Below are 13,481 nucleotides of genomic sequence, written 5' to 3'. Positions count from 1 at the left end.
AGAGGGGATGAGGGGGAGTGATGTCCTCTGGACGCACCGTCTCCAATGCAATCTAAAACCAGACGTGGCAAACACAATCATGAAGCCAATTTGGCTACTGTCTTGAAAGAACTTAAAGAAAGTGCTCACTCTGGTGGTGTAACACTGCAGCAACTCGTGAATGCTTGTGGTGTTAGTAAACGACATGTTTATCGTTATCTTAGGGAGTTAGAAGAAATGGGGGTCTCCATTGAACGCCCCCAGATCATTCAGCCAGGTAAACCAGGGGTTGGCCGTTATAAGCTAAGGGTTAATCTGGATGAAGAGGCAATGGGTGAGACAATAATTCTGGTTACTTTAGGTCAGATGTTTAAACAATGTGAACTTTATCAACGGCAAATTATTTCTCTAAAAAAAATAGTTGTCATTAGTATGGCTGTTCGCTGTGGTTTTAAATTACCATTAAACTTCTTAGATCAAGTGGACTAACTTAACAAAAACTAAACAAGAGGGGGAGTGCGCAAAATTTGCGTTCTCCCCCTTTTTAGCTATCAGTCATTGAACGTCGCCTTCAGACGGGTATTCCATAAGCGAAACGGAATAAATAAAATTTCTTAAACCTGTGAAACGCTGCACAAGGAGATGAAAAAAAGAGATATTTATCAATAACCTCAATTTACGAGGAAATATAAAGCTGTACAGAATTATTTTAAATCTGTACTTTTAAGACAAAAGATTTTGTCACTACAAAAAAGTATTGTTTGTCATGAAAAATAAATGGTGAATATAACACTAATCACTTTTTATTATATCAAAATCACATCTGTTAGCCTTTGTGTAAAAATGAACAAACCTTTTCGGATTTATCAAGCACCTTTATAAAGCATAAAGTTTGTTTAGTGAAGAGGAGGAGATTAGAGGTGAGTCAACAGCAGTTTCTAGAGAAACAAATCTGTGAAGCCTTTATAAAATTTCAACGAGAGCTGGTTGGTCGGGGACCCGAAACCACCAGGGCAATGATTTGCCGAGATATGGTAATCCTCCGTTCCAAGGGTGTGTTAACGAAAGAAGAGAAACACGTAAGTAACTCGAAGAAAGGGCGGACCTTGGTAAAACAACTAAGAATGGAATTAAGAGAATCTTACCTGGAACAAATTGAGAAAATCATTACAGACATCACTAAGAGCAAGGTTATAAGTAGTCATGGGGATATCAGTATTCGCACGGGTGAACAAATAGAAGTGTTTATTATAGATACTGATCTGGAGAAAAAAATAAAAATTAACTAACTGGCCGTAGACCTATAAAAGGGTATGGGGCGAGTTATCCTTAATGAAATGTTGGTAGACCGGATGCAGAGCCGTTGGGCTTGGTATTAAGTAAACCAACGTTATCTTGATTATTTGTTGTTCAAGATGACGTTGGTTTTTTACATTTCAAAGGAGGGGGTGTTGGCTAACCTCATAGGCTGAGCATGTTGAGGAAGTTTTTAGAATGTACCTTACAAAAAATAGTTCATGTAATCTTACCTTGGGGATAATTAAGGACCTTTATTAAATACTAAAAGAGGTGATTGGTATGAGTAGTGAGATGAAAAGATATTTTTTCGTTTTTCTCGGCATCGGGGTTTTAGTTTTGTTTTACTTTATGCCTCCTGTTGCACCGGCTGTGGATCCAATGGGAAAATCCTTTGAATTAACGCAAGCTGGTAAAGCTGGTATTGGTCTTTTTCTATTAGCAGGTATCTGGTGGGTATTTGAAGTTGTTCCTATTGGTGTAACCAGTATTGCTATCGGTGTTTTACAACCCGTGTTTGGTATTCGCGCAGCCAAGGATGCTTTCCGTGACTTTATGGATCCCACAGTGTTATTTATTCTAGGCTCTCTATTAGTGGGTATTGCCTTTACTCAGTGCGGCATCACCAAAAGAATTGCTTATAAGATGTTGGTAATTGTAGGGGAAGATACACGTAAAATTCTCCTGGGTGTATTTGTGCTTACCGCCTTGTTAACTCACGTGATGGCCCATACTGCAGTGGCCGGGGCGATGTTTCCCATTATGATGTCAATCTTGGCTCTTTACGGCGGAGAACCCGGCAAACCCACTAAGTTTGGTAAAGCAATGTTTATCGGTATGGCCTTTACTGCCGGAGCTGGTAGTATCTGCACTTTAATGGGTGGAGCCCGTAACCCAGCAGCCGTTGGCTTCTTTAAGGAATTCACGGGTCAAGATGTTAGCTTCTTAGAATTTTCAGCTGCTCTTGCTCCCTTTGGTTGGATTACCGTATTCTTGATCTTTTTCTTAATGATAACGATTTTTAAACCTGAAAAGCTTAAAGTTCCTGGCTTGCGTAATCGGGCCCAGGAAGAGTTAGATAAATTAGGTCCTATTTCCAAACAAGAGATTTTTGTTTTAGCAATTGTTGGTATTGCCTTGTGTACTTTGATTTTCCAAAGTTTTATTCCTGCCTTAAAAGGGATGGACCGTTCCATTCCTCTGCTGACAGCCGGTTTGATTTTCTTTATTACCAAAATACTTACGGTTAAAGAATTAGAAAGATCCATTCCTTGGAATATTGTCCTGTTGTTCTCCGGTGCGATGAGTATTGGCTTTGCACTGTGGCAAACCGGGGCTGCTGAGTGGATGGCGGTAAGTTGGCTGTCCATGATTCAAGATGCTCCTTGGTTGGTCTTCTTACTGGGCATTTCCTTCCTGATACTTGTTTTAACCAACTTTATCATGAACGTGGCTGCTATTTCGATCTGCTTACCTGTGGCTTTGGTTATTGCCAAGTATTTAGGGGTAAATCCGGAAATCATTCTTTACTCCTCCGTTGCTATGGCCGGTATGCCCTTTCTACTGCTGATCGGCGCTGCTCCCAATGCCATTGCTTACCAATCTAAGCAGTTTACTACGGGTGAATTCTTTGTTACCGGTATGCCAGCCAGTCTGGCCATTTTGGCAATGGTTGCCATTTTCTCATTGACATTCTGGCCAATTATCGGTATTCCGGCCTTGATACACTAATTTCTAAAAACCCTGGTCAAATGACCAGGGTTTTAGAAAAACTTAGTTTGTTTACTTGCCCGTATGCATGTCGGAAAGTTTTTCCGACATGCTCAAAGAGTGACAAATAAAATGTCACTTCTTATTGTGTTAGGGAAATACTAGGTTTATAATTACTGTTGGCGGAATTAATCCTTATTATTATAAAATATTTGAGGTGATGCAATATGGAAGGGAATAGCCAGGTTATTTTAGCGACTGTTGTTTTCTTAATATCCTATGCAATTATTATTTCAGAAAAAATACATAGAACGGTAGTGGCTTTGTTTGGTGCCATGATTCTTATTGTCGCTGGTATCCTACACCAGGATGAGGCTATTCACCATATCGACTTTAATACCATTGGTTTACTGGTTGGTATGATGATTATTGTAGGAATTACCAGACGCTCTGGAGTATTTGAGTATTTAGCCGTAAAATCTGCAAAGTTTAGTAAAGGTGAACCATTAGCCATTTTAGTGTCTTTATCGGTTATCACTGCAGTTTTATCCGCCTTATTAGATAACGTAACCACCGTTTTGTTAATTGTACCAGTAACCTTTTCTATCGCTAGGTCACTGGAGATTAACCCCATGCCAATCCTAATATCAGAAGTGTTGGCCTCCAACATAGGGGGGACCTCAACTTTAATTGGTGATCCGCCTAATATCATGATTGGTTCCGCTGTTGGTCTCGGTTTTATGGATTTTGTTATTAATTTGGCCCCGGTTGTTATTGTGATTATGATTGTAACCATGTATCTGTTAAAAATAATTTACCGCAAATCCTTTTCTGTGCGTGAAGAATTGAAGAAAAACATTATGGCCATGAACGAAAACGATGAAATAAAAGATGCAAAGCTTCTTAAACAGTCTCTGATCGTTCTTGTTTTGACTATTGGCGGCTTTCTGTTACACCAGTATTTACACCTAGAATCTGCTACCATTGCTCTGGCAGGGGCGGCGCTCTTGTTATTAGTAACCCGTGAAGAACCAGAACATGCATTGGAAGCAGTGGAATGGCCGGTTATTTTCTTCTTTGCCGGACTGTTTATTTTAGTTGGTGGTTTGGTAGAGGTTGGTGTTATCGAGTGGATTGCAGTGAAAGCTCTGGAATTAACCGGTGGAGAACTGTTAACTACGGGCATGTTAATTCTTTGGTTGTCAGCCATTGCTTCCGCCTTTGTGGATAATATTCCTTTTGTGGCAACCATGATCCCCCTCATTCAGGATATGGGGCGTCTGGGGGGTATTACAAACCTAGATCCCCTTTGGTGGTCCTTATCCCTGGGGGCCTGTCTGGGTGGCAACGGTACCATTATCGGTGCCTCTGCTAACGTAGTTGTGGTAGGTATGGCTGAAAAACAAGGAATTAAGTTCACTTTCCTTGGTTTCATGAAGGTGGCTTTCCCACTAATGATCGTTTCCATTATTATCTCCACGTTTTATCTTTACTTTTTCTTCTTAACTTAATAATTCTAATAGCCTGGCAGATTAAACTGCCGGGCTATTATATTTTTTGTTTCCCTGGGGACAAATAAGGTAATAAATCCAGGGGGGCGAGAACATGCCAACTGCTACTGCAACAGAAGTAGTAATAGAAGGAAAGCAGATTAAACTTACCAATCTTACTAAGTTAATGTGGCCTGAGGGCTTGACCAAAGCCCATTTGGTAAAGTATTATACGGACATTGCGCCCTACCTGCTGCCCCATCTTAGGGGTCGCCCCTTGGTCATGAAAAGGTATCCCGATGGTATTGCAGGCAAGCATTTTTACCAAAAAGAATGTCCCGAGTATGCCCCGGAATGGATACAAACCGTTAGTATTGTTCATTCGGGGAAAATGGTTAATTACATCGTTTGTGAAGATAGGGCAACGTTAGCTTGGTTGGCAAATCAGGGATGTATTGAAATGCATGCTTGGTTATCGCAAAAAAATAAGATAGAAAACCCGGATTTAGCCATTATTGATTTGGACCCAGGAGAAGCGGCCAATTTTGATGATGTGATGGAAGTGGCCTTAGTCGTAAAAAAAGTTTTAGATCAATTGCAAATAAAAGGATACCCTAAGACTTCAGGAGCCAGTGGGATTCATATATTTATTCCGGTAGAGCCGTGCTACACTTTTCAGGAAGTAACTAAAGCCATGGGTGTTATCGCCCAGCTGGTGACTGGCACATTGCCGAAGAAAGCAACCATAGAAAGGTCTTTGGACAAGCGAGGGGCGGAAAAAATATATGTAGATTATCTGCAAAATACCCGTGGTAAAAGTATGGCCTGGACCTATAGTGTAAGACCATTACCCGGAGCAACGGTCTCCACACCAATTCTTTGGGAGGAAATTGAACAACGTAGCATTTTGCCGCAACATTTTACGATGGAGACCATATTCCAGAGATTAGCAGCATTGGGTGACTTGCATCAAAACATGTTGGAAGACTACCAAAGTCTATCTTCTATTCTCCGGCATGCCTAAGGGAAAATTAAGCTTTTGCCGACTTACTTATGACCTTTGGGTCACGACTAATCTCTACCAAGGGATGGAAAAATCGAAACAAATTTTGTGGTTTGGAAGGATAATCCATTTATAGCCCCGAAAGTGGTAGATAATCATTTTTTAGGGGTGGTAGTTTGGCCAAACGGCAATATTGGATATACTGGCAATTACTTATGCCTGGCAGTGGTCGCCGTTTATGGCAATTGATTGATCATTTTGGCTCTCCCCAGGAGGCCTGGGAGGCTTCAGAAACAGATTTAGCTCAAGTTTCCTTTTTAGACCGGCAGAGGGCCAAAACCTTAGTCAGGCGTAGAGAAACCTTACATTATGATAAATTGGATCAGCTTCTTAGAAAACTACAGTGTCAGGTTATCACAGTAGAGGATGAACAATACCCAGCACTGTTAAGGAATATCTATGATCCACCCTTTGCGCTTTTTGTTCGTGGGAAATTACCCAACCTAGATAAAATTCATTTGGCCATGGTTGGCTCTCGTAAAGCTAGCCCCTACGGACTGGCTGCTGCAGAATCCTTTGCCTGTGAATTGGCACGTGCCGGGTTAGTTATTGTTAGCGGTATGGCCCGGGGGATTGATAGTTCGGCTCACCAGGGAGCACTAAAGGGGCGTGGTGCCACCGTAGCGGTTCTGGGATGTGGGCCGGATGTGGTATACCCCAGGGAAAACAGTTTGTTAATGAAACAAATCATGGAGCAAGGAACCATTATCACAGAATTTCCGCCAGGTACACCTCCCACTGCATGGCACTTCCCTAGCAGAAATAGAATTATCAGTGGCTTATGTAAAGGGTTGTTGGTGGTGGAAGCTGCCGCTAAGAGCGGTGCTTTAATAACGGCTGATTTTGCGTTGGAACAGGGCAGAGAAGTGATGGCTATCCCAGGGAATATTACGAATGTTAAAAGTGCGGGTGCTAATAAGCTAATTAGACAGGGAGCAGTTTTGGTGACCCGGCCAGCAGAGGTATTGGAAGAGTTGGGACTAGGGGATAGTACTCCTCAACAACCCGACCTGATAGAAAATAAAGACGCACTGACTGGTAGTGAAAAGATTGTGTTTACCGCACTCTCTCATTTACCAAGTACCCAGGAACAAATCATTAGCCATTGTCAATTACCAGCCAGTGAAGTAGCAGTTGCTCTTACCATGTTGGAGATAAAAGGTTTAATTCGGGTACTTCCCGGAAAAATGTATGTGTCAGCCGGGCTGTAGGTCATTATTGTTCTACTTTCATAAAATATAAAATATCTATTGATGAAAGTATAAATAAAAAGTTTATCTTTAAGATACATTGTAAAAAGAAGTAAGGGAAAATAATAGTTCTAACACGGAAAACCCTTAATCCATTTATCTTTGAAGCGTTCATTAAATGAGGTGTACCTATTGAGTAAAACATTAGTTATTGTAGAATCACCTGCGAAAGCGAAAAGTATTGGTAAGTATTTGGGAAAAAATTTTACGGTTAAAGCATCCATGGGGCATGTGCGGGATTTGCCAAAGAGTCAGTTTGGTGTAGATGTAGAAAATAATTTTTCGCCGAAGTATATTGCCATTAGGGGAAAGGGAGATATCATTAAAGATCTACGGTCAGCTGTTAAGAAGGTTGATCGAGTATTGTTGGCCTCTGACCCGGACCGGGAAGGTGAAGCCATAGCTTGGCATTTAACAAAGCTACTGGATATTGATGAACACACCCCATGCCGTATTGAATTTAACGAAATAACAAAAAATGCTATTCAGCAGGCAGTTAAACAGCCCCGTCCTATCGATGTGGATAGAGTGAATGCCCAACAGACTAGAAGAATTCTAGATAGGCTAGTGGGTTATAATTTAAGTCCACTGCTTTGGCGTAAAGTAAAAAAGGGGTTATCGGCTGGTAGAGTACAGTCCGTTGCTGTAAGACTAATTTGCGACCGGGAAGAAGAGATTCAAGCCTTTATTCCTGAGGAATACTGGTCCCTGACAGCTAAATTTAGCAAGTCCGGAAAGTCCTCTTTTGAAGCGAAGCTTCACAAATATAAAAACAAGAAGCTCGAAATATCTAGTAAAGAAGCCATGGATCAGATTCTGGCTGATTTAAAGGATATTTCCTACCGTGTACAAACCATCACCAGAAAGGAAAAACTTCGTAACCCGGCTGCTCCTTTTACCACGAGTTCACTGCAGCAGGAGGCATCCAGGAAATTAAACTTTACTTCACGGAAAACCATGGTAGTGGCCCAACAGCTTTATGAAGGTATTGAATTAGGCAAGCAGGGACCCATGGGTTTAGTTACGTATATACGTACCGACTCAACGAGAGTATCAGAAACAGCCATGGATGAAGCTAAGTCCTTTATCCTGGACCGTTTTGGTCCAGCTTATGTACCGAAACAACCTAGACAAACAGTGGCCAAAGGCAAGGTCCAGGATGCCCATGAAGCTATCCGACCGACTTCTGTTAATTTAGATCCGGAAAGTGTTAAGCAATATGTAACCAACGATCAATTTAAGCTTTACAAGCTTATTTGGTCGAGATTTGTTGCCAGTCAAATGGCATCGGCCATTATCGATACTACCAGTATGGATATAGCTGCCGGAGAGTACACTTTCCGTGCCAGTGGTTCTATTGTAAAATTTCCTGGTTTTATGCAAGTATATATAGAAGGAAATGATGAAGGAACTAAGGACGAAGAAAAACTTCTGCCAGAGTTGGCTGAAGGGGATAAAGTTGACCTCAAATTACTTACTCCAAAACAGCACTTTACCCAACCGCCACCACGTTACACCGATGCAACATTGGTAAAGGTGCTTGAGGAAAAGGGCATTGGACGTCCCAGTACCTATGCTCCCATTGTGGAAACCATTCAAAAACGCGGTTACGTAGTGCGGGAAAGTAAACAATTTTACCCAACAGAGCTGGGTATGATTGTTATAGAACTCCTAAAAAACCATTTTCCCGATATTATCAATATTGAATTTACTGCCGACATGGAAGAGAAACTGGATCAAATAGCTGAAGGTGATCAAGAATGGGCAGGCATTCTAAAGAATTTTTATCATCCTTTTAAAGATACCCTAGAAAAAGCCGAAGATATCATTGGCAAGGTTAAGGTAGCTGATGAAGTATCGGAGGAAATTTGTGAGCAATGCGGCAAAAACATGGTGATAAAATTAGGACGTTTTGGTAAATTTTTGGCTTGTCCGGGTTTTCCTGACTGCCGCAACACGAAACCACTGCTTGAACCTACCGGAGTAGGTTGTCCTAAGTGTGAAGGAGAAATGGTATTAAGACGTAGTAAAAAAGGTCGTAAGTTCTATGGTTGCAGCAAATATCCTGAATGCCAATTTGTTACCTGGGATACACCGACGCAAGAGAAATGTCCTCATTGCGGTTTTATGATGGTAGAGAAAAATAGTCGGAGTAAGGAAAAACAACTCCTATGTGTTAACGAGGAGTGTCCCGCCAAGGGTGACGGTGGATCTACAAATAAGACAAAAGAAGTAAAGAAAACAAAATCCAAGACAAAAGCCGCAACAAAAAGTACAGCTAGAACTACAGCCAAAACAACAAAGGCAACAACAAGAACCAAAAAGTAAAGGCGTTAACCGGCTGTGAGAGGTTAACTAGGAGGCACAAAAAGAATGGCAGACACAAGGGTAATGGTAATCGGTGCAGGATTAGCAGGGTCTGAGGCAGCTTGGCAGCTTAGTCAACGTGGTATCGGGGTAGATTTATATGAAATGAGACCCCAAAAATATCCTCCTGCCCACCACACCCCTTATTTTTCTGAATTAGTTTGTAGTAATTCGCTAAGAGCTGCAGCGATAGAAAATGCTGTAGGATTACTCAAAGAAGAGATGCGGCGGTTAGATTCCTTAATTATCGCAGCAGCTGACCAATATAAAGTACCAGCCGGCGGGGCGCTAGCTGTGGATCGAGAAGGATTTTCACAACACATTACCAAAAAATTAGAGGAACATCCTCTGGTGTGTGTACACAGAGAAGAAGTTACCCATATCCCGGAAGATCGCATTGTTATTATTGCTTCCGGCCCTCTGACATCTGAAGAGTTATCAGGGGAGATTGGTAGGTTGACAGGGGACCAATATCTCTACTTTTATGATGCGGCAGCTCCCATTGTTACGCAGGAATCCTTGGATATGACCAAGGTATTCAGGGCTTCCCGTTACGGTAAGGGAGAAGAGGCTTACTTAAATTGCCCCATGAATCGTGAAGAGTATGAGATATTTTATGAGGCGTTGGTTAATGCGGAAAGGGCCCCTCTCAAGGAATTTGAAAAGCAGGTTCATTTCGAGGGTTGTATGCCCGTAGAAGTATTAGCATCCCGAGGCAAGGATACGTTGGTTTATGGTCCCTTAAAACCCGTGGGTTTAACAGATCCTCGTACTGGTAAGAGGCCTCATGGGGTGGTACAACTTAGACAGGATAATGCCGAAGGGACGCTCTTTAACCTGGTTGGCTTTCAAACCAACCTTAAATGGGGAGAACAAAAAAGAGTATTTAGTTTGATACCGGGTTTAGAAAATGCCGAGTTTGTAAGATATGGTGTGATGCATCGTAATACATATATTAATTCACCAGCACTATTAAAACCCACGCTGCAATTAAAAGGTAGAGACAGAGTTTTCTTTGCCGGACAGATCACCGGAGTGGAGGGGTATGTTGAGTCAGCCGCCGCAGGCTTGTTGGCGGGAGTAAATGCGGCCAGATTGGTTAAAAATGAGGAGTTTCTTTTATTTCCTCCAGAAACCGCCCATGGAGCACTGATCCATTACATAACTTCCGCACCCCAAGGAAATTTCCAACCAATGAATGTTACTTTTGGTCTATTTCCAGAGCTTCCTATCCGACTAAAGGGAAAAAGGGAACGGGGGCAAGCCCATGCCGAGAGAGCCCTTACGAAAATTGACTCCATCAGAAAATAAAGTTAACAACAATTTAACTTTTGAATTGTCAAAAGGTAGTTGCAATTTCAACTTTGCTTGTGATATATTTTATAAGATTTCAAAATTCGACAATGGTGTATAATATTGTGTACATTTTAATTGATCACTACGTTGATTTTTTACGTATACGTAAAAATTTTTCGCATCATACCATTGAGGCCTATCAGAAAGACTTGTTTGATGGTCTAGAGTTTTTTGCCCAGGTTTTAAAGATTTCCGAGGAGGAGTTAGTGCCAACTGCCATTGACGGTAAATTATTGCGACAGTATTTGGCACAACTTTATCAGAGAAAGCTTAGCCGTGCTACTGTAGCCAGGCGATTGGCTGCATGGCGTACCTTTTTTAGATTCTTATTTAATGAAGGTCTGGTAGGCAATAACCCGATACAAAGAGTCAACAATCCAAAGCAGGAAAAAAAACTGCCCCAATTCATGTATCCAGAGGAGACCAAACATTTAGTAGAGGCACCGGATGAAAGCAGACTCGGTATCAGAGATAGGGCACTACTGGAACTTCTGTATGCCAGTGGTATCCGAGTTTCTGAATTAGTTTCCTTAAATCTGGATCAGCTTGATTTGGGCAGAGGTTATGTGCGGGTTATGGGTAAAGGGTCTAAAGAAAGAATTGTGCCGATTCATCAACAAGCAGTAGCTGTCTTAAAGCTTTACTTGCAATCTGTACGTCCTTATGTTGCTTTGCGGGATTGTCAAGCAGTTTTTGTAAATTACCAAGGTAATCGGCTAAGTGATAGAGGTATACGCAAAATGGTGACCAAATATTGTCAGCAATTGGGGCTAAAGGAGGGTATCAGCCCTCACACCATTCGCCATTCCTTTGCCACTCACCTCTTGGATAACGGTGCCGATTTACGGAGTGTTCAGGAATTGTTAGGTCATGTCTCTTTGTCAACAACCCAGCTGTATACACATGTTACCAAGAAAAAGTTGAAAAAGGTTTATAAGTTAAGCCATCCACGGGCGTAAGATACCAGAGTAAGGGAAGGGATACCCAATGATGCACGCCACAACCATTGTTGCAGTAAAAAAAGGAACCAAAGTTGCTGTTGCCGGAGATGGCCAAGTAACCTTTGGTCAGAATACCATCATGAAGCATACTGCTCGCAAGGTAAGACGTCTCCATCAGGGGAAAGTCATTGCTGGTTTTGCCGGTTCTGTGGCAGATGCCTTTACCCTGTTTGAAAAGTTTGAGGGAAAGTTAGAGGAGTATCATGGTAATTTAATGCGAGCAGCGGTAGAATTGGCCAAAGAATGGCGTACTGATAAATATCTACGTGCCCTGGAAGCGATGTTAATTGTCGCTAATCAGGAGAATTTATTGGTTTTATCAGGAAATGGGGAAGTTATTGAGCCGGATGAAGGAGTAACTGCCATTGGTTCAGGGGGGCCCTACGCCTTAGCGGCTGCCAAGGCATTGGCTAAACATACAGCCTTAGCTCCGGGAGAAATTGCCCGAGAAGCTCTAAGTCTAGCTGCTGACATTTGTGTTTATACTAATAACAATATCGTGGTGGAGGAAATTTAAAAAAATGGGTCAGAAAAGGAGTTGAAGCCTATGGAGGCCCTAACACCTCGACAGATAGTGGGAGAACTGGACAAATATATAGTAGGTCAGGAAAAAGCCAAGCGAGCTGTCGCTATTGCCTTGCGAAATCGTTACCGTCGCAGTAAACTGCCCGAAGACTTAATCGATGAAGTGGTACCTAAGAACATATTAATGATTGGTCCCACCGGTGTGGGTAAAACTGAAATAGCCCGCAGACTGGCTAAGCTTGTGAAAGCTCCCTTTGTCAAGGTAGAGGCTACTAAGTTTACGGAAGTAGGCTATGTGGGACGGGATGTAGAATCCATGGTACGAGACCTGGTGGAAACATCTATTCGCATGATCAAATTAGAAAAAATTGAAGAAGTAGAAGAAAAGGCCAAACGCATGGCCGAAGAACGAATTGTTGAATTACTAGCTCCCCTTCCCGGCAAACCGACACAAACCAAAAACCCCTTTGAGATGTTATTTGGTGGGGTTCAGGATAATCAAGAAGATGATCAGAAATGGGAGCAGCACAACAGCCGTATTAAGTTTGAAAGAGAGACCCTAAGGGAAAAATTAAGTCGTGGAGAATTGGAACAGGAATACCTAGAGATTGAGGTTGAGGGCAACAATTCTCCGATGCTAGAGGTATTTACCGGTAATGGAGTTGAAGAATTAGGCCTCAACATGCAGGATATGTTGGGGAATATCTTCCCCAAAAAGAAACGTAGACGCAAAGTTACTGTTAGTGAAGCTAGAAAGATATTAACCCAGCAAGAGGCTCAGAAATTAATTGATATGGATGAATTAACTGCTCAGGCTGTCAAAAGAGCCGAAGATAATGGCATTATCTTCTTGGACGAAATTGATAAAATTGCCACCCGTGAAGGCGTTGGCGGTGGAGCAGATGTATCTCGTGGTGGTGTGCAAAGGGATATTTTGCCTATCGTTGAAGGATCTACGATCATGACAAAATATGGTGCAGTCAAAACAGACCATATTTTATTCATTGCCGCTGGTGCCTTTCACATTGCTAAGCCTTCTGATTTAATACCGGAATTGCAAGGGCGTTTCCCGATCAGAGTGGAGTTGGAGAGTCTTAGTCGCAGTAATTTTGAACAAATTCTAATTGAGCCACAAAACTCTCTAATCAAGCAGTATACAGAATTGTTACGCACAGAACAAGTTAATATTGAATTTTCAAAAAATTCACTTGTGGAAATTGCCGATATTGCTTATACTGTTAATGAACAGAATGAAAATATTGGCGCAAGACGTCTACACACCATTTTGGAAAAACTTCTGGAGGATGTTTCTTTTGAGGCCCCGGAACTTAAAGGACAGTCACTCACTATAGACAGTGAATATGTTCGGGAAAAACTAAAAGACATCGTAACAAACCGTGATCTAAGTCGTTATATTCTCTAATAACCAGGGGAGAGTGACAGC

11 protein-coding genes are annotated in these 13,481 nt (G+C 41.8%); all 11 read left to right on the top strand.

What is annotated here, in order from left to right; genetic code table 11:
- Nucleotides 1-45 precede the first annotated feature (45 nt).
- The 11 genes from BUA78_RS12845 to hslU all read left to right on the top strand — a co-directional run bounded on the left by BUA78_RS12845 (nt 46) and on the right by hslU (nt 13,460).
- Nucleotides 46-468, top strand: coding sequence for an HTH domain-containing protein (locus BUA78_RS12845; protein WP_072915199.1), 423 nt, complete (start codon nt 46-48; stop codon nt 466-468).
- Nucleotides 469-899: 431 nt separating this feature from the next.
- Nucleotides 900-1,268: a Na-translocating system protein MpsC family protein gene (locus BUA78_RS12840; protein ID WP_084082414.1), complete on the top strand. Its 369-nt coding sequence runs from the start codon at nt 900-902 to the stop codon at nt 1,266-1,268.
- Between the two features lie 289 nt (nt 1,269-1,557).
- Entirely contained in the window at nt 1,558-3,006 is a 1,449-nt protein-coding gene (locus BUA78_RS12835) for an SLC13 family permease (protein ID WP_072915193.1), read from the top strand.
- A 206-nt stretch (nt 3,007-3,212) separates the two neighbouring features.
- Nucleotides 3,213-4,496 carry an ArsB/NhaD family transporter gene (locus BUA78_RS12830; RefSeq protein WP_072915191.1) on the top strand — a complete coding sequence of 428 codons (1,284 nt, stop codon included), beginning with the start codon at nt 3,213-3,215 and terminating at the stop codon, nt 4,494-4,496.
- Between the two features lie 94 nt (nt 4,497-4,590).
- Nucleotides 4,591-5,499, top strand: coding sequence for a non-homologous end-joining DNA ligase (ligD, locus tag BUA78_RS12825; protein ID WP_072915188.1), 909 nt, complete (start codon nt 4,591-4,593; stop codon nt 5,497-5,499).
- A gap of 155 nt (nt 5,500-5,654) precedes the next feature.
- A complete protein-coding gene (gene dprA, locus BUA78_RS12820) occupies nt 5,655-6,749 on the top strand; it encodes a DNA-processing protein DprA (RefSeq protein ID WP_072915184.1) in 1,095 nt (364 codons plus the stop codon).
- A 171-nt stretch (nt 6,750-6,920) separates the two neighbouring features.
- Nucleotides 6,921-9,116 carry a type I DNA topoisomerase gene (topA, locus tag BUA78_RS12815; protein ID WP_084082413.1) on the top strand — a complete coding sequence of 732 codons (2,196 nt, stop codon included), beginning with the start codon at nt 6,921-6,923 and terminating at the stop codon, nt 9,114-9,116.
- A 45-nt stretch (nt 9,117-9,161) separates the two neighbouring features.
- Nucleotides 9,162-10,466 carry an FADH(2)-oxidizing methylenetetrahydrofolate--tRNA-(uracil(54)-C(5))-methyltransferase TrmFO gene (trmFO, locus tag BUA78_RS12810; protein WP_072915180.1) on the top strand — a complete coding sequence of 435 codons (1,305 nt, stop codon included), beginning with the start codon at nt 9,162-9,164 and terminating at the stop codon, nt 10,464-10,466.
- Nucleotides 10,467-10,573: 107 nt separating this feature from the next.
- Nucleotides 10,574-11,470, top strand: a complete 897-nt coding sequence (gene xerC, locus BUA78_RS12805) for a tyrosine recombinase XerC (protein ID WP_072915177.1) — start codon at nt 10,574-10,576, stop codon at nt 11,468-11,470.
- A 28-nt stretch (nt 11,471-11,498) separates the two neighbouring features.
- On the top strand, nt 11,499-12,029 hold the full coding sequence (hslV, locus tag BUA78_RS12800) for an ATP-dependent protease subunit HslV (RefSeq protein ID WP_072915175.1): 531 nt from the start codon (nt 11,499-11,501) through the stop codon (nt 12,027-12,029).
- Between the two features lie 30 nt (nt 12,030-12,059).
- A complete protein-coding gene (hslU, locus tag BUA78_RS12795) occupies nt 12,060-13,460 on the top strand; it encodes an ATP-dependent protease ATPase subunit HslU (RefSeq protein WP_072915172.1) in 1,401 nt (466 codons plus the stop codon).
- Nucleotides 13,461-13,481 lie beyond the last annotated feature (21 nt).

This window comes from Desulforamulus aeronauticus DSM 10349, from assembly GCF_900142375.1.
GTDB classification, from domain to species: Bacteria; Bacillota; Desulfotomaculia; order Desulfotomaculales; family Desulfotomaculaceae; genus Desulfotomaculum; species Desulfotomaculum aeronauticum.
Note: the sequence above shows the minus strand (reverse complement) of the source record. Positions and strands in the feature narration are given on the sequence as shown.

Bases quoted from the DNA above. Each gene is read 5' to 3' on its own strand.
- BUA78_RS12835 (WP_072915193.1), top strand. From the start codon at position 1,558: ATGAGTAGTGAGATGAAAAGATATTTTTTCGTTTTTCTCGGCATCGGG.
- hslU (WP_072915172.1), top strand. From the start codon at position 12,060: ATGGAGGCCCTAACACCTCGACAGATAGTGGGAGAACTGGACAAATAT.
- BUA78_RS12830 (WP_072915191.1), top strand. From the start codon at position 3,213: ATGGAAGGGAATAGCCAGGTTATTTTAGCGACTGTTGTTTTCTTAATA.
- ligD (WP_072915188.1), top strand. From the start codon at position 4,591: ATGCCAACTGCTACTGCAACAGAAGTAGTAATAGAAGGAAAGCAGATT.
- trmFO (WP_072915180.1), top strand. From the start codon at position 9,162: ATGGCAGACACAAGGGTAATGGTAATCGGTGCAGGATTAGCAGGGTCT.
- hslV (WP_072915175.1), top strand. From the start codon at position 11,499: ATGATGCACGCCACAACCATTGTTGCAGTAAAAAAAGGAACCAAAGTT.
- BUA78_RS12845 (WP_072915199.1), top strand. From the start codon at position 46: ATGCAATCTAAAACCAGACGTGGCAAACACAATCATGAAGCCAATTTG.